This window comes from Bacillus sp. FJAT-29790, assembly GCF_019039215.1.
Taxonomy (GTDB): Bacteria; Bacillota; Bacilli; order Bacillales; family Cytobacillaceae; genus Cytobacillus.
Window position 1 is genome coordinate 1,092,006 of sequence record NZ_JAHNZZ010000001.1, and the last position, 19,955, is coordinate 1,111,960.

A 19,955-nucleotide genomic window follows, 5' to 3' on the forward strand; every position below is an offset into this window, starting at 1 on the left:
GGGCAAACTTTGAAGACTAAAACAACAATATATGCGAAAACAGTCTTAAGATATTAGGTGGTTAGATATGCAATCAGTGAATCGCCGATTGGTTCTATTCCACATCTGATATTAACTAAGAATGCGATTATAAAAGAGAAAGATAGGGGATTTATATGGTAATATCAGGTATTTTTATTGAAACGATACCGGGTAAGGCGAATATTGCCGCACAAACTTTACAGACAATAGCGGGAGTAGAGGTCCATCATATTGAGGATGATTTTAAAATCATTCTGACGATCGAAGCCGATACGATTAAGGAAAGCTATGACATTGCCGAAACATTCAAACCGATTGATGGTGTTCTCACCATTTGTTTAGCCTACAGTAATTTTGAAGGAGAACCCGGCTATCAGGAAGCAGTTAATTCCCTATGAGTGAAAGAGTAAACAGGAGGCAATTTCTATCGATTAATTGGGAAGCCACTGTTGGCTTTTTAGGGAATTTCATCGTTCCTCAGCTTGAGCAGGACAGGGATTTTTTCAGACCGCCTGGTGCCCATGATGAATTGGAATTTTTAACCTCTTGTACGAGATGCGGCAAGTGCAAAGAAAGCTGTCCTGAAGAAATAATCAGCTTGTTTACTATGGCTGATGGAGCAAAGCTTTTGAACACTCCATATATAAATCCAAATGTTAAACCATGTACAATTTGTGAGATTTGTGCAGATGTTTGCCCTACTGATGCATTAAGCATCACGAGCTTTTTGGAAGAACGTTCAATTGGAAAGGCAGTAGTCCATGAACAAAGCTGCATTGCCTTCCAAGAGGTCATGTGTGATTATTGTGTACGATCCTGTCCTGAACAAGGAGCAATCCAATTAATTAAGGGAAAACCGGTGATTAATGAAGAAAGTTGTACAGGGTGCGGACTCTGTGTTGCTAGTTGTATATCTGGTAACAATGCAATTTTAATCTATCCAAAAGAAAGCTAGGAATGAGCATGATGATGAAAAAAATACCATTAATCCCAAAATGGACTGTGGCCAGGAGGATTGTCCAATTTTCGATCATTGCTCTCTTTCTTTCACCGCTCGTCTTTGCCACAGTCGAAGGGGATCATTTTTTCTTCGGTTCACTGGCATCATCCAGTTTTGTTGGGATCATTTTTTCAGATCCTTTTGGTGCTTTACAAGTGATGATGGCATCCAAAAAAATGAATATAGCCTATATGTCAGGTGCTCTGATTATCTTTGTTTTTTATTTGGTCATAAAAGGGAGAGTATTTTGCAGCTGGGTTTGTCCGCTTAACACGGTGCTCGAATTCACTGAGAAACTTAGAAAATATATTAAACTCCCTGAAAGGTCATATAACCGCCATTTAAAAAAATATTTTGCCCTTCTAATCTTAGTATTATCGTTTCTGATCGGTGTACCTGTGTTTGAATTATTTTCACCTATTGCCTTCACAATGAGGAATGCTTTGTTTACTTTTGGCATAGGACTCTGGATTATTTTCGCCATTGTATTATTTGAATTGCTTGTTTCGAAGCGAGGCTGGTGCCGGTATTTTTGCCCGTTAGGCGGATTCTATCAGTCTATTGGAAAAGCTGGTGTATTCAAAGTACAATTTGATCATGATGCCTGCGTCGGCTGTGACAAATGCAGATCCGTCTGTTTTGCAGATCCAGGTATTTTAGAGCCCGGAATATTCAGGGAAAGTAAATATGTCATCGCTGGAGATTGCAGTCTTTGTGGTGCCTGTGTCGATCATTGCCCTTTTGATGCTTTAAAAATCACTGGTCAGTTACCGTCGATCCCCATAAAAGAAAAAATCCAAAGCGAACACAAAAACTTGTCGAAAAAAACGATGGCGAACTAATCTGATTCAGGGTTAATTTTTCATAAAAGGAAATACCAGTAAAAACCATATTGTATAACCACCCCCCAAAAAAGTCATTTGGGGGTCTTTTCGTATTACATTTGGAAATGTAAAGTAGTACAATAAAAATTGCTATTAGATTAATTTAAGAAAGAAATTAAGGAGTTTCAACATGAACAAACAAATAAAAAGAAACATTATTACGATGCAAGGGTTTTATCTGTTTACCTTTTTTGGTGTCGGAAGTTTATATCCTTTACTTAGCGTCTACTTGAGCGAGGTTGAGAATCTAAATGGGTATCAGATAGGGACGATAATGTCTATCAGTCCGATTATGATGATCTTCTTTCAGCCTTTATGGGGGATGATATCGGATAAGACGAATTCACCAATAAGGATTCTTACGATTAATACATTCATCGCTGGGTTTTTTGGTCTAGGGTATATGGCATTTAGCGGGTATTATTGGATCTTCCTCGTAGCAGTTAGTATCGCGATGTTTCAAAGTGCGATTATTCCGATTTCAGATAGTGTATCGCTTAAATACACAAGCAAGGTAAATGCCAACTACGGGAATATTCGCTTATTCGGATCGCTTGGGTTTGGCTTAGCCGTTTTCTTAATGGGGAGACTTTCAGAGCATAACCCGAAAGTTATTTTTTTATCATTCTTCCTTTCCTTTTTGCTTGCATCTCTGATGGCCAAAAAAATGCCTACAGAAAAGAACCCAAGTAAGAAAAATCTGTTTGCTGGGGTAAAAGAGCTTCTATCCTTAAAAAAATTTCTCCTTTTCTTAGCGCTTACGTTTCTTATTTTCGGACCAAATTTAGCGAACAATGCTTACTTTGGCTTGTTTATTGAAAATAGTGGTGGAACTTACGCAGGAATTGGCGTTGCGTTTCTAATCGCTGTTTTGTCAGAAATTCCATTTATGAAAGCCGCAGGCAGCTGGATTCATCGGTTTGGCTTGCTGCAAATTGCAACCATTGCTGGCGCTGCTTCATTATTCAGATGGCTGCTTTATTTTACAGAGCCGAGTCTATGGCTCATCTATACAACTGCTGTCATACAAGGTTTCTCGATCGGCTTGTTTATTCCGGCAAGCCTGCAATATTTAAGGAAAATTACGCCTGTTCATATTGCTGCTACAGCAATCACTCTTTATTCGGCAATTGGAAATGGACTAGGGAATTGGTTCTGCACCTTTGTTGGAGGAATGATCTATGAAGAATTTAGTATCTACTTCGTTTATTTATTTTTTAGCCTTTTAACTTTTATCGGCATTTTGTTAAACTTATGGCTTTTGAAAATGGAAAAGGGCAGTGTTGTGAAACGGCTTGCTGCGAGAATATAATGGGAGCGAAAAGACGTCTGCTTTTGAAGTAAAACTTGCAAGAGTAGACGTTTTGGGAAAAGCGGGTTTTATTGCGGCTCATTTGGCAGTCCCGCCTTTTTCCTTTTATTTTTCCCTGTGTAACCTACTGGCAAGCAGCTCCTTTACCTGGTTGTATGATAGTCCGGATTGACTGTTTAGCCGCTTTACTTCTTCAATATCTGTCCCTACAATTGTGACTTTTTTCATGCTTCGCTTTTTATCCATTTTTAATACCTCCAAACTAATTCTTGTTCAAACACGGATATTCATATCTTACCCCCATTTCTTCCTAGAATTCGCTCCACACTAAAAATAGGAAAATGATCTGTCGACATCAGATTAATAATTCCTTAATTGCCCATACTAAAAGAAAAAGGGGGCGTTTGCTATTTTTTTTAAACGAAGAGGTCAGGATGACGCGCCGGAAGTTGTTATGTTGGACACAGAGGTTTATGCTTGCAGCCATGATAGCTGCAACGGCTGGATGAGAAAGGATTTTGCATCAGCTGATTTAAAATGCCCGTTATGCGGAAATGATACAAATGCAGAAATGCGAGAATTACCGCAAATTGAATAGCGATCAAAAATTTATAAAAGACTGTTGTCACTTATACAACAGTCTTTTGCTATTTCGTATGCCTTCTATTAGAAGAAGTTATAGATTTTCATTTTGCTGACCGATTTCACTCTCACCAATAAGGACATTGGCTGTTTCTAATGTTCGATGTTCATTTTTGGAATCACCTGGATAATTGTTCTGATACGGGTATGTCCAGTCAGTGTCCTTTTCCATTTGCTGTTCCTTTTGATCATCAGAAGAAAATATTGTTTTCTTCCTATTCAAAAAATCAACCCCTTTACTACTGGCATGTATTGTTTTCACCAAAATGTTTCTTCATTACTTTTTCAAATAAAGGTTTCTCTTATGCATTGACTATGGAAATAAAAACTGAAGGTGAAATAAGGGGTATCGATGCTGTACTGGTTGTATGGCTCTGTTAAATTTGCCTGTTGATTTCCGTTCCAGGCGCTTCGCTTTCCGCGGGCGGTTCGGGGAGCCTACTCGTCGCATTCGCGCCTGCGGGGTCCCCCCTGTCCCGTATTCCCGCAGGAGTCTTCGCGCCTTCCACTCCAATCAACAGGGTGCAAAAATCAAGATTGGTTTTTAACATAGCCATTTGTATAGATATAAAAAAGCGATGGAGCACAAACTCCATCGCTTTTGTCACTATTCAACTTTTTTAGAAAGACAGCGGTCACATTCCATTAAATAGGACTCTGCCTGTTCCTTAACTTTTTGCCCGCATTCCGGACATACCTTACCTGGCAATGTTTTAAAAAATTCAACTGGATTAATTAACATGTGAATCCTCCTTTTTATAATACAGTATATTTTATTTGTTGTTGTTATAGTACAGTATACACGTTTCGGATTTAAATGTGTAGACTTATTTTGAAATTTTTTTAATTAATTTGAAAATAAGAATAATTACCCATCAGCAATGGCTAGCTATCCGTTTATTTGATGAAAAAGGGGGAGGCAAGGGAAATTTTCTGATTTACCCTTCCAACGAATAGGAGTTTCGATTACAATCTTATAGAATGGCTATATTATTGTTCTTGGTTCACTAAAGTACCATTCGTGTAACATAAGCCTTTAGAAAAAAAGGGGCTGATCTTTTGATTATTGAAATGTTGGGATTAATTAATCCCATGCTTATCTTTGTAGCAATGGTACTAACCTTTATCGCCTCCTATACAGGGTTGGATTTATTTACCTTGATACGTTCTTCCGAAAATAAACGATTTTTATTTTTAGGAGGAACGTTTTCACTTGGGATTGGGATATGGATCATGAATTTCATTGGCATGGTGGCAATCAACATGAATGGATCTGCGACTTACCATATTCCATTTACACTTTTATCAATCGTATTCGGCATTTCCTTCACGGGAATGGCCTTTTATTGCGTAATAGACAGGAAGCTTACACTTAAGAAATTATTGACTGGTAGTTTTTTCATGACAATTGCGGTGTTGTCGATTCATGTTACAGGCATGTATGCGATGAATATGAACATTCAATATGATCCGGTTCTATTCTTTATCTCGACTGTAATCATTTTCGGTTCATTTTTCTTCTCACTGTGGATGCTATTCTATTCAAAAAGCTTTTCACGATTTAATGAAATATGGCTCAAGCCTGTTAGCGCATTTATCATCACGGGTGCAATTATTGAAGGTTATTTTTTATTAGTACGAGCATCCGCTTCTTTTGCGGAAGTAGAAACTGGGCAAGGGACTTCTGCTCCAGAGACGTTCCTAATTTATCTTGTTATTTTTGTTTCGATTCTTATTTTAAGCGGATTGATTGGGTCAAGAACGATCATTAGCAAAATGCTCGCTGCGAGCAACACGAATTTCAAGGATATTAAAACGGCACTTGATGAGTCTTCGATTGTAACCATTTCGAACTCCGACGGGATTATTACGTATGTAAATGATAAATTTGTAGAGATCTCGAAATATGAAAAACATGAAATTCTAGGAAAAAGCCATCATATATTAAATTCAGGCTATCACTCACCCGAATTTTTCAAAGACTTGTGGGAAACGGTTTTATCTGGAGAGATTTGGAGAGGTGAGATATGCAATCAGGCAAAAGACGGCAGGTTCTATTGGGTAGAAACAACAATTGTTCCGTTTTTAAATAAAGAGGGAAAACCATATCAGTTTGTCTCGATTCGAACAGATATTACGGCGCTAAAAACGATTGAAGAGCACTTGAAAGAAACATTAAAGGAAGTAAGTGATATTAAATTCGCCCTTGACCAATCTTCTATTGTGGCATTCACGGATGCGAAGGGAATCATCACGAATGTGAATGACAAATTTTGTGAGATTTCAAAATACAGCAGGGAAGAGCTAATTGGTCAAAACCACTCCTTGCTAAATTCACAATTCCATTCAAAGGAATTCTTCAATCAACTTTGGAAAACGATCCATGGTGGAGAAGTTTGGAAAGGAGAAATCCGTAATAAGGCTAAGGACGGGACTCATTATTGGGTAGATACAACGATTGTTCCGTTTCTTAATGAAGATGGGAAGCCGTATCAATACCTTGCGATTCGTAATGACATAACTGAACGAAAAAAAACCGAGAAAATTTTGCACAGACAGGATAAGCTTGCGACAATCGGGCAACTTTCTGCTGGCGTCGCCCATGAAATCCGCAATCCTCTGACGTCGATGAGGGGGTACACTGAATTCCTGCAGATGGATGAAACGAATGAAGAACGACAGGAGTTTTTTGAGATTATTCTTGATGAAATCGACCGGGTGAATAATATCGTCGAAGATTTCATGATGCTTGCAAAACCAAAAGCGATTGAATTAGAGAATAAAAATATTATCCCAATTTTGAAAAGTGTCCTTTCACTGTTTGAATTTGAGGCAAAAAAGAAGAATATCATCATTCATTTTGAATTCAATGATGAAATCATTCAGATTGATTGTGATGAAAATCGCTTGAAACAAGTCTTTATCAACTTTATTAAAAATGGGTTTGATGCTATGCCAGATGGCGGGGACATGACAATACGTGTGACGGTTCAAAACGATCAGGTTCGTATTTCTATCCAGGATACAGGAATAGGAATTCCACCAGAAAAGCTAAAAAACATTGGAGAACCTTTTTACACGACAAAGAAAAAGGGAAATGGACTCGGATTAATGGTTAGCTTTCAAATTATCGAAAGCCATAATGGCAAAGTCACGATTGAGAGTGAAGTAAATAAAGGAACAATATTTATGATTGATTTGCCTGTGACAAGTGTATGAAAAATGCAAATATTCAAAGTGAAATTGCTGACTTTATTAGTAGTTCCCTAGCTATGAAATGCAAAAAATGAGTAAGCAATTTTAAGAAGTAGAATCGAAGTAAGGCGAGGGCTTAGTCCCTCGCCTTACTTTGATTTGCTCACTCAACCAATCCTTGCATCATATTTAACAATTAGTTTTTTAGTTGTTGCTTCTTTAACCCATGATGGGTATTCTTCCATTAATAGATCGTATAAAGCCTCATCAGAAATGGCTGACGGATCTTCGACACTAAAGAAATTTGCATTATTAATATAGCGGCCTGATAAATTGTCTAATTGTTCCAAGAATGAAAAATCTGTCTGAAAAATACTTTGGAAAAAGCCAAGCTTTTTAGCATCTTTATTCGATTTTCCTATCGCCATAAACTGCCAAAAAATTGGTTCAAATGATGAATTCATAATGTGAATATTGATCCGTATATTCCGCAATTTCTCGTAGACTAATGGGTAGTAAAACGCCATTAGTGAAGTCATTTTATGACTTTGAATCGTTTCTGTAATATTTTACAGTAATGGAAAATTTCATCGAAAAAGGTAGTCAGCCTTTTTAATCTTTAGTAGAATGAAAAGAGAACCCTTACATAGGTCTTTTTGGTTTACGATATCATCAAAAAATGGATACAATAGTAAAGAAAAGAGTATGAAGCTTCTTTTTTCATGGTGGATCCTTTCCGACGTATTGGGAAGATCTGATTAATTTAATTTTGAAAGGATGATTTGGATTTGGCTATTTCATTATCAAAAGGTCAAAAAGTAGACTTAACGAAAACAAACCCGGGTTTGACGAAAGTAATAGTAGGTCTTGGCTGGGACACGAATAAATATGACGGAGGCCAAGATTTCGACTTAGATGCTAGTGTATTTTTGCTTGATAATGCGGGCAAATGCGCATCTGAGAAGGATTTTATTTTTTACAATCAGTTAGAAGGCGGCAACGGTTCTGTCGTACATACTGGAGATAACCGTACCGGAGAAGGTGACGGAGATGATGAGCAAGTTAAAGTGAACTTAAGCGCTGTTCCTGCAAATGTGGAGAAAATCTCTTTTGTTATTACAATTCATGATGCTGAAGGCCGTGGTCAAAACTTCGGACAAGTATCCAATGCTTTCGCTCGAATTGTCAATGAAGATACAAATGAAGAAATTATCCGATACGATCTTGGTGAAGATTTCTCCATTGAAACTGCTATCATTGTCGGTGAATTATACCGTCATGCGGGTGAATGGAAGTTCTCTGCTGTTGGTTCCGGCTACCAAGGCGGCTTGGCTCGTATTGCTACTGATTTTGGATTGCAGGTTTAATAATAAGGTAAGCCAGGTTGATTTTACTCTTCCTGGCTTTGCATTTATATATGTATATATTTCAGGGGAGGGTTTATTATGGCAATTCAATTGTCAAAGGGTCAAAGAATTGATTTGACAAAAACAAATCCTGGATTGACTAAGGTACTCATTGGTCTTGGCTGGGATACAAATAAGTATCAGGGCGGACATGATTTTGATTTGGACGCTTCGGCTTTTTTAGTCGATGCTAATAATAAATGCCAGAACGATCAAGACTTTGTTTTTTATAACAATCTTCAGCATCCAAGCGGTTCAGTCGTTCATACTGGTGATAACCGTACTGGGGAAGGGGAGGGTGATGATGAGCAGTTGATCGTTGATTTCACCAAAATTCCATCACATGTGGATCGTATCGGGATAACGGTTACTATCCATGATGCAGAACTGCGCCAGCAAAATTTCGGGCAAGTATCTAATGCCTTCGTTCGATTAGTGGACAATTCCAATGAACAGGAATTATTGCGTTTTGATTTAGGAGAGGATTTCTCCATCGAAACAGCTGTCGTCGTTTGTGAATTATATCGGCATGGAGGCGACTGGAAATTCAACGCGATTGGCAGCGGCTTTTCCGGCGGCTTAGCTTCATTATGCCGTAACTACGGTTTGCAGGTGTAAATTGCCTAAAAAGAAGAGCAAAGTTCGCTCTTCTTTTTTTAATAAAAACGACATAAATAAATTAATTGGTTAAAAATAAAGGAGAAAAGTTATGAAGATTGGTCTTGTCAGGCATTTTAAAGTAATGCATGCCTATCCGGAAAAGATTTGGATTACACCATCTGAGTTAACAAAGTGGTTTAAGGATTATGATGCTTCTGATATCGAAGAGGGAGAGACCGATCTGCAGGAAATTGAATGGGAAAAATGCTATTCAAGTGATATGTTTAGGGCTGAAAAAACGGCCTCTGCTATTTTTGATGGAGAAATAATCAAAACAGAAAATTTACGAGAGGTTCCTGCTTATCCGCTTGTTCATCGAAATATCAAATTGCCCTATCAACTTTGGGCAGTCCTTGTCCGATTGGCATGGCTTGTCAATCATCCCTCGCAAAAAGACTCAAAAAAATCAGTCGAAAAAAGAATTAATCTATTTTTGGATGATATCATTTCGGAAGGAAAAGCCAATGTTCTTATTGTTAGCCATGGCGCCTTAATGATTTTTATGCGAAGAGAACTGGTAAAAAGGGGCTTCAGCGGGCCAAGGATCGGTCATCCGGCTAATGGAAAGCTTTATCTTTTTGAAATATAAATTTTGGAAAGTTGTTTTAAAATAATCGAGATACAACACATTAAGGGTGTTGTTTTTACGAGCAAATAGAAAACGGGGATACAAAATCCAATACTTCCTTTTTTCTGCCTCCGTTTTGTACTAAATATGGCTTTCTATACCATAAAATATATCAAAAAGGACCTTGAAAAAGAGGTGTGGTAGGATGGCAATTCATGTTGTGCAATACGGGGATACATTATGGTCCATATCGAAGAGATACAATGTGACTATCCAAACAATATTAAATGTTAATGGGATACCACCGGATAGCGCAATTATTCCTGGATTATCAATCTACATTCCAGATAATAGATTGCCTATAAGATCTGTGTTAATTTCTCAAGGTGATACGTTATGGAATTTAGCAAAGCGTTACAAAACAAACATAAGTTTCATTCTCGTGGCAAATAAAGGAATTACCCCAAAGAGTCTTTATGTCGGGCAAAAAATTAATATACCTTCTCCTGTGAAACGATCAATGCAAACGCTTGGCTTTATCATTCCTTATTCTGCAGAAACTTTTATCCCGGTATTAAGCTCCATTGCAAAAAATCTCACATATTTGGCGGTTGTCTCTTACTCATTAACAAATCAAGGACACGCATATTTGGAATTGGACGATACACGGATTGTTGCTGAAAGTAAAAGGTTGAATGTGAAGCCTCTCCTAATGATTAGAAATTTTGAAAAGGGGAAATTTAGTCCCGAGCTTATCGGGCAGGTACTCGAAAATTCCAATTATCGAGTAAATTTAATTAATAGTTTATTGAATTTCATAAAGAATAAGGGGTATGAAGGGGTAAGTATTGATTTCGAATTTATTCCACCGCCGCGACGACAAGATTTCAACCTGTTTCTGATCGAACTGAAGAGGGCATTAGGCCCGCTAATTTTGCATGTAAATGTTCATGCGAAAACAAAGGATATTCCATCAAACTGGATCATCGGCGCATATGATTATAAAGCCATTGGCGATGTTGCTGACATCGTTGCAGTCATGACAATTGATTACGGATACCCTACAGGTCCACCTAATCCTGTGTCACCGAACTGGTGGATTGAGGAAGTCATTCAGTATTCAATTGGACTAATAAATCCTCGAAAGCTTCAAATCGCATTGCCCTTATATGGGTATGACTGGAGGAAAATTGACAATAGTGCAAGAGCCTATTCCCTTCTTGGCGCCCAAAATTTAGCCCTCTCCACAGGTGCCGTTATCCAATATGATTTAAAAGCAGATTCACCATGGTTTACGTATTGGAAAGGGACAGATGAACATATAGTCTGGTTTGACGACATCCGGAGCTTTAATAAGAAATATAAACTGATTGATCAATACAGGCTTCTTGGAACAACGTACTGGCAACTAAGCCTGTCATTTCCGCAAAATTGGGCTTTTGTAGAGAAAAATTTTATTATTGTAAAATGACCGGATAATGCTTGTTTAGGGTTTTTATTCGTTGCCTAGAGGATGGATTTTATTTCATCTTCGAAATAAAACATTTTCGGGTTTTCTTTTATTGTATAAGAATATCTTTTCATATTTGCAATATAACTTGATTTATTGATCGTTACTTTTTCCCCTGTCGTAATTAAAATAACAACCTCATCTGCCTCAAACTTATTTTTTCGTTTCATTAAAATCCCTTCTTTCTGATTATGGTAGATATAAGGGTATAAAAAAAGACGCCATGAAGGCGTCTTTTTACGCATTGAGGCGATTGACTGCACGCCACATTCGTGCATTCCCTTAAGGCCTGCCAATCGTCTTACACAATTAGCTCATCGCAATATTAATATAGCATAATGAAGAAAAAAATACAAGCATACAATTAGTCAGGAGCATACCCTTAAATTTGCATTTCAAAGGATTTTCAGACACAATAATACAAATAAAGCTATTTCCATAGGAGATAGAATTTACGTGAAGGGTGAATAGATGCGTTCAGCCTTTTTAAGTTAAATAATGAAACTTTAATAGTTAATTTTCGTTTTATATATAGAAGAAACTTTAGTAAGTTAGGAGATCGCATGGAAAGATTTCAACCTATATGGGATGCAATTAGACGATTTTGGCGAAAGAGACATCTATCACAAATTTTACTGCTAATCTTGTTAACCATTTTATTATTAACCATCCTCTTTTTTGCGTTTTTAGCTGTTACAGCAAATGTTGAATCATTGAAAGAGGGATTGAAGCAATCGACAGTCATTTATGATAAAGATGGCGATGTCGCAAGTAATTTAGCGACGAATCGGACAGAAGGAGTCTTTATTGAAGAACTGCCTGATTATGTGAAAAACGCAGTAGTAGCTATTGAGGATGAGCGGTTTTATCAACATAATGGCTTTGATATAAAAGGGATAGCTCGTGCCTTTTTCAATAACCTGTTTGCAGGCAGAATTACTGGCGGCGGTAGTACAATTACCCAGCAGCTTACGAAAAATGCCTTGCTTTCATCAGAAAAGACTTATACACGTAAGATAGAAGAGTTATTTTTGGCCGTAGAAATTGAGAAGAATTACAAAAAAGATGAAATATTGCAAATGTATTTGAATCAGGTGTATTTCGGAAGCGGTGCTTGGGGGATTGATCAGGCAGCGAGCAAATATTTCAATAAACAAGCAAATAATTTAACCATTAGTGAATCTGCCTTACTTGCAGCTTTATTGCAAGCACCTTCCGCACTCGATCCTTTTCATAATTATGATACTGCAATGGAGCGCCGAAATATTGTGTTAGGAAAAATGAAGGAACATAGGATGATCGATCAATCTGAATATGAGGCAGCGATTGCGGAGAAAATTCAGCTGAAGCAAGGAAAAGGCGGTTTCGTTGAAAGAAAGTATCCTTATTATATTGATGCTGTTCTTGATGAAGCGATCAGTAAATATGGCTTGACGCAGGAGGAGATCTTCACGAGAGGATATCGAATATATACCGAAATGGATCAAAACCTGCAATTAGGTCTTGAAAAAGTATATGCAAGAGATTCTTTATTCCCAAGAGGAAGACATGGTGTTCTTGTTCAAAGTGGCGCCGTTCTGTTAGATCCAAAATCTGGCGGGGTCAGAGGGCTTATCGGGGGACGTGGAAACCATGTGTTCCGTGGATTTAACCGTGCAACACATATTAAGGCCCAACCAGGATCAACATTGAAACCACTTGCCGTATATACTCCTGCTTTAGAAGACGGGTACAATGCTAATTCAATTTTGAAGGATGAACCAATGTCATTCGGGCAATACAAACCAGAAAACGCCACCAAACAATATGCTGGTGACGTTCCGATGTATAAAGCCGTTGAAGATTCCTTAAATGTTCCAGCTGTATGGCTGCTTGATCAAATTGGGCTTGAAAAGGGCCTTGATTCCCTCAAGCGATTTGGCATTCCGTTAGAAAAAGAGGATGAATATTTAGGTATTGCACTAGGTGGCATGCGAAAAGGGATTTCACCGCTTACTTTAGCAGAAGCTTATTCGACCTTCCCAAATGGGGGAAAAAGAACAGATGCTCATTTAATCACGAAAATTGTTGGTCCAACTGGCACAATCATTGCTGAAAGAAAAAAGAAAACCGTTAAAGTAACTTCAAAAGCGATTGCCAATCAAATGACTTCAATGCTCCTAAATGTCGTTGAGTCCGGTACTGGCAAAGGAACGAAAATGAATGGCACTGAAATAGCAGGAAAAACAGGCTCAACACAGCTTCCGTATAGAGACGTGAATGGAACAAAAGACCAATGGTTTGTCGGTTACACTCCAAACCTTGTAGGTGCAGTCTGGCTTGGCTATGACAAGACCGATCGAGAACATTATTTATCAAGGAGCAGTTCTGAAACAGTTGTGCCTATTTTTAGAGCGATTATGCAGCAGTCGATCCCATATCTTGATCAAGCAGAATTCTCGACTAAATCTGTAAACAAGAAGCTTGCGCAAAAGGATTTCAAGGAGGAAGTGGGACAAACAATCAAAGAATCGGCTGATAAAGTGAAAGGAACTCTCGAAAAAGAGCTTCCAATCTGGAAAGAGAAAGTTAAGGATGGTATGAACGAGTTAAGTCAGTTCGGGGAATTCTTAAAAGATAAATGGAAGAATAGGACCAATCAATAAAATGGAGGAGAAGAGGGAAACCTGTTCTCCTTTATTTTTGCATTTCACCTTATCGATCTAAGGGGCTTTAATTTCTGCGAAAATATACCGATAATGGTAATAAGATCGAAATATGGCATTTATAGGACTGCTAGCAAATGCTAGCAGTGTAATATCAGTTTGTTATCATATTAATAGTTGGTTGGTATCACCATAATAGGGAGGTTCTTTACATCATGCTTGGAGAAAAAAGAATCCAGCTCAATGTACGTATTGCGAAGGATACTTCTAAAAAGCTCGATGAAATCGTCGAATATTATCAAGAAAACACGAAGCTGGGAAGAGTATATAAGGGCGATGTTCTGACAGATATTATAGAAAAATCGTATGAGGTTATGAATAAGCAGAGGCAGATGCACAAGAGATTTTGAGCAAGGTACTACCCTTAAAGAAAAGAACCTGATATAAAATTAATTACAAACAATCCCAAATAATTACATGAACCAAAAGATAATAAACAGGGAGGGGTATTATGAGAGATGTAAAATTAACAGATATTTATAACCACCGAATCGCACAGAAATATTTAACTAGATCTGGATTATCACACGCTATTGCTGTTTCCTATCATGCATTTCAACTGGCAATGGATCGAGATGTCGATGTGGATTCGGCTGCAAAAGCCGGTTTTCTTCACGATATGGGTCACTATACTTGGTATAAAAATGGGAAATGGGATTATGAATTATACCGAAGGAACGATATTCATGCCATAAAAGGAGCAGAACGGGCACATAAGCTGCTTATTCGATTAGGAGAGAACCCGGTGAAAGCAAAAGAAATCGCTCTTGGCATCCTCTTTCATACCGACTCTTTTCTGCCTGGAGGAGAAGTTGTCAGGACGCCTTTGCAAACAATTATCAAGCTTGCGGATGAAAAAGATGAGGAGGCTGGTGGAGCACATCATTATAGGGAAGTTGACTCTGACCGGGCTCTTAATGCTTTGCAAATTTTAGATAATAAAATCGATGACTATCAAAGGGATAAATAAAGTTAACGCCAGTATAATTTGATTAGAGGAGAGGAAATAGGTTTCTCTTCTCTAATAGGTGTAAGGCAATATTGAAATCATTATGATTTTTCCATTCCTATGTTTTCGTATTTTTTGAATTTTTCACGCAATATATTGTCAAAATAGTTAGAATTCGATAAGATTCGTATAAGGATGGTGATATTATGCGTACGAGGGCCAGTAAACAAGCTGTAAATCTTGAAAAATTTAAATTCAGTTTAATGACCATTTTTTTGCATGTATCATTTTATGGATTGATTATCTTTATTCTTCTAATATTCATTGAACTCTTTAGTAAATAAAATAAACCTTATTTTCTTTGAAAAAAACTTTTTTGAACTGCTAAGACTTTTATTCATGTATAGATTAATGTTATTATTAAGATTGATTTTCAATAGAAGGAGATGTTTGATTTGGCTAAAAAAGGATACATACTAATGCAAAATGGTGAAAAAGTGGAGTTTGAATTATATCCGGAGGCAGCTCCAGCGACAGTTGAAAACTTCGCAAAATTAATAAACGAAGGGTATTATAATGGTCTTACATTCCACCGCGTTATCCCGGGATTTGTCAGCCAAGGCGGCTGCCCAAGTGGAACAGGAACAGGTGGACCAGGATATACAATTAACTGTGAAACAGAAGGAAACCCTCATAAACACGAGGTTGGCTCTTTATCAATGGCGCATGCAGGAAGAAACACAGGCGGAAGCCAGTTCTTTATTGTCCATGAGCCACAACCGCATTTAAATGGCGTTCATACTGTATTTGGCAAAGTAACTTCAGGCATGGATACAGTTAAAGCCATGAAAAATGGCGATGTTATGGAGAAAGTTGAAATTACAGAAGCATAAGTAATGAGAAAAGAGCCGGATTGGCTCTTTTTTCAATACATAAAATAAAACAAAGTGGTCTAGATGTGAAGGGAGAAGCCAAATGAATCCGATAAACGATCATTTAAAAAAGAATCTTGATCTTTTATTTGTCGGCTTTAATCCTAGTATTCGTTCGGCAGAGACAGGGCATCATTTTGCCAATCCGAATAATCGGTTTTGGAAAATCCTCCATGAAGCTGGATTAACGCCACGGAAATTTGATGCTGTGGAAGATTATAAACTATTAGATCTTGGCTATGGGATGACCAATATTGTTTCAAGGCCTACAAAGGCGGCGGATGAAATAACTAAGGAAGAATACAATGAGGGCAGGGAAGAGCTAAAGGAGAAAATCAGATTATACAGACCTAAGATTATTTGTTTTGTAGGTAAAGGGGTTTACCAAGAATATAGCCGAAAAAAATCATTGCCTTGGGGAATCCAAGAAGAGTCAATCATCCCTGGAACGATTGATTTTGTCGCACCTTCATCCAGTGGACTTGTGAGAATGAAAATGGACGAAGTAATAGAAATTTATTCTAGAATTCCTCCACTAATATCAGCAATGAAGGAGAGCCTCGATTCATTCAATTAAGTGAATTAAAGCAAGGAGGCGTAAGTTGGAAACATTTACAGAAAAAGTGATAGCAATCATTAAACAAATCCCCTCTGGCCGTGTGATGACATACGGACAGATCGCAAAACTAGCTGGCAGTCCTAGAGGTGCGAGACAGGTAGTGAGGATTCTTCATTCCATGAGCAAGAAACATCAATTGCCGTGGCATCGTGTCATTAACTCCAAAGGCGAAATCGGGTTAAAGGCCGAGGAACATTTTAATATACAAAAACTTTCTCTGGAGAGTGAAGGTGTGACATTTTTGCCTGATGGCTCGATTGATTTAAAGCTTTTTTTATTTACTCCTGAATTTGAAGATTATGAGTATTAACCGCATTTTATTCTATTGCTTCCAAAATAAAAAGAGGTGTATAAGTATTAACGGGTTTCGTTACTTATCGCTAACAGAAAAAATGTAAAGAAAAAAGACTATCAAAAATGAAAATTTTGATAGTCTTTTGTTATTGGTATAAATTATGATTTATATTTGGGATGTCGTATCAAATACATTGATAAAAATGAGAAACCATGGTAAATTAATATAGAAAAACATTCTAATTCATTTTAAGTGTATATTATCCCTATAATAATTATACAACATGAATTGTCTTTAAGTCAACCCCCATTTTATTTTTTTTAAAGGAGTGATTGATGTGAACACAGAACTTCTCCTGGAGCAAAAACGATTGAACATTGTAATGGAGACAATCACGGAGCAGATCAGCAAGCTGGAAAACGAAACCGTCCGGCGTCGGAATGAAGTGGTCGATATCCGGAAACACTTTTGGGACGACGTCAAGGTTAACACAGATAGTTTCGACGATTATCTCGAGACAATCATTAGCTTGAGACAACAGGCTCAAGTCCTGTCCATAAATCAAAGCACTTACGGGAAAGCAAGTGAGCGGTTGTCCGCGCTACGTCGCATGCAGGAGGTGCCTTATTTCGGCCGGATCGATTTCACCGAAGAAGGTACTTCTGCTGCGGAACGTATCTATATCGGCGTCTCCACGCTCACGGATGCAAGTGGAGAGAACTTCCTAATCTACGACTGGCGGGCGCCAATCTCGAGCGTCTACTACGATTCCCCGCCCGGTCCTGCCGAATATACCACGCCTGGAGGAGTTATCCACGGCATGTTGGAGCAAAAGTGGCAATATATCATCCACGGCGGAGTTATCGAATCGATGTTCGATACGAGTCTCACGATCGGAGACGAGATTTTACAGCAGGTACTCGGCAAAGGCACAGACAAACATTTACACAGCATAGTGGCCACCATTCAACAGGAGCAAAATCGGATCATCCGGCACGATCAAGGGCGGCTGCTCATCGTCCAAGGCGCCGCTGGCAGCGGCAAGACATCGGCCGCCCTGCAACGGATCGCTTACTTGCTCTACAAGTATCGCGATAGACTGAAAGCAGATCAAATCGTTCTATTTTCTCCTAACGAGATGTTTAACAGCTACGTATCTACGGTTTTACCTGAGCTCGGAGAAGAGAATATGCAGCAGGTCACATTCCAAGAATACCTAAACCATCGGCTTAGCGACACATTTCAAGTCGAGAATATTTACGAGCAATTGGAATTTGTGTTGACTGCATTAGGTGCCCCTTCCTACCAGATTAGGACTGCGAGCATCCGATTCAAGGCATCACATCGTTTTTTCGAGGCGATCAAATCATATAGGCAGTCGCTGGAATTATCCGGTATGATCTTCAAAGGTATTAAATTTAGAGGAAAACCGATTATTTCCGCCCAACAAATCAGGGAAAGGTTTTATAGTAGCGACACCTTGCTCCGCTTTAACAACAGGCTTGAGAGGTTAACGGAGTGGCTTAACGAGCGAATGGATGATGCTGAGAAGCGCGAACTGACCAAGCCGTGGGTACAGGAAGAAATCGAGCTGCTTAGCAACGAAGATTACCAAAGGGCTCGTACCCACTTACGAAAAAAACGAGGCTTTACGGAGGATACGTTTGACAATTATGAGAGCGAGATCGAAGCACTCGGCCGTTTGATCGTTCGCAAGAAGTTGAAGCCGCTGCGCGAACGGATCCGAACGCTTCGTTTCGTCGACATTAAGGGAATATATAAGCAGCTTTTCACCGATCAAACGCGGATCAAACCTTGGATGGATGGTAAAACACCCGAGATGTGGGAGGATATTTGCCTATCGACGGTGAAAATGCTTGACGAAGGCAAACTGTTTTACGAAGATGCTACTCCGTTTTTGCTTTTGAAAGAGCTGATTCAAGGCTTTCAGATTGACGCCTCGATCAAACACGTGCTTGTAGATGAAGCGCAAGATTATTCTCCGTTTCAATTCGAGTTTTTAAAACGTTTGTTTCCTTCGGCAAGGATGACCGTGCTCGGCGACTTTAATCAGGCGATATTCGCCTATGCCGGCGAAGCTGTCGATTTTCATACACTTACCGGTTTATTCGGACCGAATGAAACGGATGCGATAACTTTGACCCGAAGCTACAGATCCACAAAGCCGATCGTCGAATTTACGCGCAGACTCGTGCCCGATGGCGAAAGAATTACCGCTTTTGATCGCGTCGGCGAAAGGCCTATGCTGACACAAGTGTCTGATCGTGCCGAACTGCATCATTGCATCGCTTCCAAAATTGCAGACTTGCGGAATCGGAGGTATAATACGATTGCTGTTATCTGCAAATCAGCGGCTGAAAGCGCGGCAACATACGACGCCTTGAGCGACGTCGAAGAAATCAAACTTGTGAAGAGCGGCTCGATTGAATATGAGCAAGGCGTTGTCGTCATACCAGCGTATTTAGCGAAAGGAATCGAATTCGACGCCGTCATCATATATGACGCATCGGCGCAAGTATACGGCGATGAGAGTTTGCGCAGATTGTTCTACACCGCCTGCACCCGGGCTATGCATCACTTGCAACTTTACAGTGTAGGTGAACCGAGCCCCTTTTTGCTCAATGTTGCGCCAGAAAGTTTACTGCTGAGCTAGAATTTAACAAAGGACTAGTCGGGGTAAACATTACCTTAAAGCACCTATGTAAATTATAAGATGTAGGTAGCTTAGTATTTGCTCCTTCATAAGAAAATGTAAATAATTACAAGGGATAGCTCAGTTAACAACTGGGCTTTTTTACACCGATTCAAAAAGCACCGCCAAAGGCGATGCAATTAGTTATAGATTTTCTCTTATACTTCTTGGTGATCTAAAGTTTTGGGTGATAGAAGACGGAACCCGTTATTAAAATTCACACCAGTTTTTACACATTGAGGCTGTAATGCTTCAAAGTCCTACTTTATTTTGTTGGCATAGTCCTCAATCATTTGAAGTGTGACAAGTTTCCGTGCGGGAACAATGCCTTGTTTGGAAAGAATATTTATACGGCTTGTCACTTCATTTATTTTATCAGCCGAAAAAGGATTTCCCTTTATACAATTCGAAATCGCTTCGTCAATATAAAATTCACGTTGCTGATCCAATGCTAAAAATTCAGTAATTCTCTTATTTTGTTTATTTACATGTTGTGAAATAGCTTTATGTACACTCATGATTCTACTCCTTTTTTATATGTCTT

23 protein-coding genes are annotated in these 19,955 nt (G+C 38.7%); 17 read left to right on the plus strand and 6 right to left on the minus strand.

Annotation, left to right across the window (positions count from 1 at the left end; genetic code table 11):
• The first annotated feature begins 155 nt into the window (after positions 1-155).
• The 4 genes from BGM26_RS05135 (at position 156) to BGM26_RS05150 (ending at position 3,217) form a co-directional block, all read left to right on the plus strand.
• Positions 156-419 carry a chaperone NapD gene (locus tag BGM26_RS05135; protein ID WP_217038643.1) on the plus strand — a complete coding sequence of 88 codons (264 nt, stop codon included), beginning with the start codon at positions 156-158 and terminating at the stop codon, positions 417-419.
• A complete protein-coding gene (locus tag BGM26_RS05140; RefSeq protein ID WP_217038644.1) occupies positions 416-976 on the plus strand; it encodes a 4Fe-4S dicluster domain-containing protein in 561 nt (186 codons plus the stop codon). The genes BGM26_RS05135 and BGM26_RS05140 overlap by 4 nt, the downstream gene beginning before the upstream one ends.
• 11 nt (positions 977-987) lie before the next feature.
• Positions 988-1,863, plus strand: a complete 876-nt coding sequence (locus BGM26_RS05145; RefSeq protein ID WP_254119030.1) for a NapH/MauN family ferredoxin-type protein — start codon at positions 988-990, stop codon at positions 1,861-1,863.
• A 172-nt stretch (positions 1,864-2,035) separates the two neighbouring features.
• A complete protein-coding gene (locus BGM26_RS05150) occupies positions 2,036-3,217 on the plus strand; it encodes an MFS transporter (RefSeq protein ID WP_217038646.1) in 1,182 nt (393 codons plus the stop codon).
• 105 nt (positions 3,218-3,322) lie between these two features.
• On the opposite strand, the gene BGM26_RS05155 is transcribed toward BGM26_RS05150, so the two are convergent.
• Entirely contained in the window at positions 3,323-3,463 is a 141-nt protein-coding gene (locus BGM26_RS05155; protein ID WP_217038647.1) for a hypothetical protein, read from the minus strand.
• A gap of 163 nt (positions 3,464-3,626) precedes the next feature.
• On the opposite strand from BGM26_RS05155, the gene BGM26_RS05160 reads away from it, so the two are divergent.
• Complete coding sequence (locus tag BGM26_RS05160) at positions 3,627-3,815, plus strand: cold-inducible protein YdjO-related protein (protein WP_217040654.1); 189 nt, start codon at positions 3,627-3,629, stop codon at positions 3,813-3,815.
• 78 nt (positions 3,816-3,893) lie between these two features.
• Here BGM26_RS05160 and BGM26_RS05165 read toward each other — a convergent pair whose 3' ends face one another.
• Together BGM26_RS05165 and yhfH are read right to left on the minus strand one after the other, a co-directional pair.
• On the minus strand, positions 3,894-4,082 hold the full coding sequence (locus BGM26_RS05165; protein WP_217040795.1) for a hypothetical protein: 189 nt from the start codon (positions 4,080-4,082) through the stop codon (positions 3,894-3,896).
• A 384-nt stretch (positions 4,083-4,466) separates the two neighbouring features.
• Positions 4,467-4,601, minus strand: a complete 135-nt coding sequence (gene yhfH / locus BGM26_RS05170; RefSeq protein WP_217038648.1) for a protein YhfH — start codon at positions 4,599-4,601, stop codon at positions 4,467-4,469.
• A gap of 317 nt (positions 4,602-4,918) precedes the next feature.
• On the opposite strand from yhfH, the gene BGM26_RS05175 reads away from it, so the two are divergent.
• On the plus strand, positions 4,919-7,078 hold the full coding sequence (locus BGM26_RS05175) for a PAS domain-containing protein (RefSeq protein WP_483297768.1): 2,160 nt from the start codon (positions 4,919-4,921) through the stop codon (positions 7,076-7,078).
• Positions 7,079-7,221: 143 nt separating this feature from the next.
• Here BGM26_RS05175 and BGM26_RS05180 read toward each other — a convergent pair whose 3' ends face one another.
• Complete coding sequence (locus BGM26_RS05180) at positions 7,222-7,593, minus strand: VWA domain-containing protein (RefSeq protein ID WP_217038649.1); 372 nt, start codon at positions 7,591-7,593, stop codon at positions 7,222-7,224.
• Between the two features lie 249 nt (positions 7,594-7,842).
• Between BGM26_RS05180 and BGM26_RS05185 the strand changes: the two genes are divergently transcribed.
• The 4 genes from BGM26_RS05185 to BGM26_RS05200 all read left to right on the plus strand — a co-directional run bounded on the left by BGM26_RS05185 (position 7,843) and on the right by BGM26_RS05200 (position 11,159).
• Complete coding sequence (locus BGM26_RS05185; RefSeq protein ID WP_217038650.1) at positions 7,843-8,421, plus strand: TerD family protein; 579 nt, start codon at positions 7,843-7,845, stop codon at positions 8,419-8,421.
• Between the two features lie 78 nt (positions 8,422-8,499).
• Positions 8,500-9,078 (plus strand): TerD family protein, encoded by a 579-nt coding sequence (locus BGM26_RS05190; RefSeq protein WP_217038651.1) that lies wholly within the window; start codon positions 8,500-8,502, stop codon positions 9,076-9,078.
• Positions 9,079-9,169: 91 nt separating this feature from the next.
• Positions 9,170-9,709, plus strand: coding sequence for a histidine phosphatase family protein (locus BGM26_RS05195; RefSeq protein WP_217038652.1), 540 nt, complete (start codon positions 9,170-9,172; stop codon positions 9,707-9,709).
• 184 nt (positions 9,710-9,893) lie between these two features.
• The gene (locus BGM26_RS05200; RefSeq protein ID WP_217038653.1) at positions 9,894-11,159 is read left to right on the plus strand and encodes a LysM peptidoglycan-binding domain-containing protein; all 1,266 of its coding nucleotides are present in this window, start codon (positions 9,894-9,896) and stop codon (positions 11,157-11,159) included.
• A 35-nt stretch (positions 11,160-11,194) separates the two neighbouring features.
• Here BGM26_RS05200 and BGM26_RS05205 read toward each other — a convergent pair whose 3' ends face one another.
• The gene (locus tag BGM26_RS05205; RefSeq protein ID WP_217038654.1) at positions 11,195-11,368 is read right to left on the minus strand and encodes a hypothetical protein; all 174 of its coding nucleotides are present in this window, start codon (positions 11,366-11,368) and stop codon (positions 11,195-11,197) included.
• A gap of 393 nt (positions 11,369-11,761) precedes the next feature.
• On the opposite strand from BGM26_RS05205, the gene BGM26_RS05210 reads away from it, so the two are divergent.
• The 7 genes from BGM26_RS05210 to helD all read left to right on the plus strand — a co-directional run bounded on the left by BGM26_RS05210 (position 11,762) and on the right by helD (position 19,372).
• A complete protein-coding gene (locus tag BGM26_RS05210) occupies positions 11,762-13,843 on the plus strand; it encodes a transglycosylase domain-containing protein (protein ID WP_217038655.1) in 2,082 nt (693 codons plus the stop codon).
• Positions 13,844-14,058: 215 nt separating this feature from the next.
• Positions 14,059-14,253 (plus strand): hypothetical protein, encoded by a 195-nt coding sequence (locus tag BGM26_RS05215; protein ID WP_217038656.1) that lies wholly within the window; start codon positions 14,059-14,061, stop codon positions 14,251-14,253.
• 101 nt (positions 14,254-14,354) lie between these two features.
• Complete coding sequence (locus BGM26_RS05220; protein WP_217038657.1) at positions 14,355-14,873, plus strand: HD domain-containing protein; 519 nt, start codon at positions 14,355-14,357, stop codon at positions 14,871-14,873.
• 425 nt (positions 14,874-15,298) lie between these two features.
• Positions 15,299-15,745: a peptidylprolyl isomerase gene (locus tag BGM26_RS05225; RefSeq protein WP_217038658.1), complete on the plus strand. Its 447-nt coding sequence runs from the start codon at positions 15,299-15,301 to the stop codon at positions 15,743-15,745.
• A gap of 82 nt (positions 15,746-15,827) precedes the next feature.
• A complete protein-coding gene (locus BGM26_RS05230) occupies positions 15,828-16,361 on the plus strand; it encodes a mismatch-specific DNA-glycosylase (RefSeq protein ID WP_217038659.1) in 534 nt (177 codons plus the stop codon).
• A 25-nt stretch (positions 16,362-16,386) separates the two neighbouring features.
• Positions 16,387-16,713 carry an MGMT family protein gene (locus BGM26_RS05235; protein WP_217038660.1) on the plus strand — a complete coding sequence of 109 codons (327 nt, stop codon included), beginning with the start codon at positions 16,387-16,389 and terminating at the stop codon, positions 16,711-16,713.
• Between the two features lie 322 nt (positions 16,714-17,035).
• A complete protein-coding gene (gene helD, locus BGM26_RS05240) occupies positions 17,036-19,372 on the plus strand; it encodes an RNA polymerase recycling motor HelD (protein ID WP_217038661.1) in 2,337 nt (778 codons plus the stop codon).
• A 299-nt stretch (positions 19,373-19,671) separates the two neighbouring features.
• On the opposite strand, the gene BGM26_RS05245 is transcribed toward helD, so the two are convergent.
• The gene (locus BGM26_RS05245) at positions 19,672-19,929 is read right to left on the minus strand and encodes a YpbS family protein (RefSeq protein ID WP_217038662.1); all 258 of its coding nucleotides are present in this window, start codon (positions 19,927-19,929) and stop codon (positions 19,672-19,674) included.
• Positions 19,930-19,955: the final 26 nt, after the last annotated feature.

What these genes read in the sequence shown, in the direction of transcription:
- BGM26_RS05180 (WP_217038649.1), bottom strand. Translation starts at nt 7,593, where the DNA reads ATGACTTCACTAATGGCGTTTTACTACCCATTAGTCTACGAGAAATTG.
- BGM26_RS05230 (WP_217038659.1), top strand. Translation starts at nt 15,828, where the DNA reads ATGAATCCGATAAACGATCATTTAAAAAAGAATCTTGATCTTTTATTT.
- BGM26_RS05245 (WP_217038662.1), bottom strand. Translation starts at nt 19,929, where the DNA reads ATGAGTGTACATAAAGCTATTTCACAACATGTAAATAAACAAAATAAG.
- BGM26_RS05135 (WP_217038643.1), top strand. Translation starts at nt 156, where the DNA reads ATGGTAATATCAGGTATTTTTATTGAAACGATACCGGGTAAGGCGAAT.
- BGM26_RS05190 (WP_217038651.1), top strand. Translation starts at nt 8,500, where the DNA reads ATGGCAATTCAATTGTCAAAGGGTCAAAGAATTGATTTGACAAAAACA.
- BGM26_RS05155 (WP_217038647.1), bottom strand. Translation starts at nt 3,463, where the DNA reads ATGGATAAAAAGCGAAGCATGAAAAAAGTCACAATTGTAGGGACAGAT.
- BGM26_RS05140 (WP_217038644.1), top strand. Translation starts at nt 416, where the DNA reads ATGAGTGAAAGAGTAAACAGGAGGCAATTTCTATCGATTAATTGGGAA.
- BGM26_RS05145 (WP_254119030.1), top strand. Translation starts at nt 988, where the DNA reads ATGATGAAAAAAATACCATTAATCCCAAAATGGACTGTGGCCAGGAGG.
- BGM26_RS05225 (WP_217038658.1), top strand. Translation starts at nt 15,299, where the DNA reads ATGTTTGATTTGGCTAAAAAAGGATACATACTAATGCAAAATGGTGAA.
- BGM26_RS05205 (WP_217038654.1), bottom strand. Translation starts at nt 11,368, where the DNA reads ATGAAACGAAAAAATAAGTTTGAGGCAGATGAGGTTGTTATTTTAATT.
- BGM26_RS05200 (WP_217038653.1), top strand. Translation starts at nt 9,894, where the DNA reads ATGGCAATTCATGTTGTGCAATACGGGGATACATTATGGTCCATATCG.
- BGM26_RS05220 (WP_217038657.1), top strand. Translation starts at nt 14,355, where the DNA reads ATGAGAGATGTAAAATTAACAGATATTTATAACCACCGAATCGCACAG.
- BGM26_RS05195 (WP_217038652.1), top strand. Translation starts at nt 9,170, where the DNA reads ATGAAGATTGGTCTTGTCAGGCATTTTAAAGTAATGCATGCCTATCCG.
- BGM26_RS05215 (WP_217038656.1), top strand. Translation starts at nt 14,059, where the DNA reads ATGCTTGGAGAAAAAAGAATCCAGCTCAATGTACGTATTGCGAAGGAT.
- yhfH (WP_217038648.1), bottom strand. Translation starts at nt 4,601, where the DNA reads ATGTTAATTAATCCAGTTGAATTTTTTAAAACATTGCCAGGTAAGGTA.
- BGM26_RS05210 (WP_217038655.1), top strand. Translation starts at nt 11,762, where the DNA reads ATGGAAAGATTTCAACCTATATGGGATGCAATTAGACGATTTTGGCGA.
- BGM26_RS05150 (WP_217038646.1), top strand. Translation starts at nt 2,036, where the DNA reads ATGAACAAACAAATAAAAAGAAACATTATTACGATGCAAGGGTTTTAT.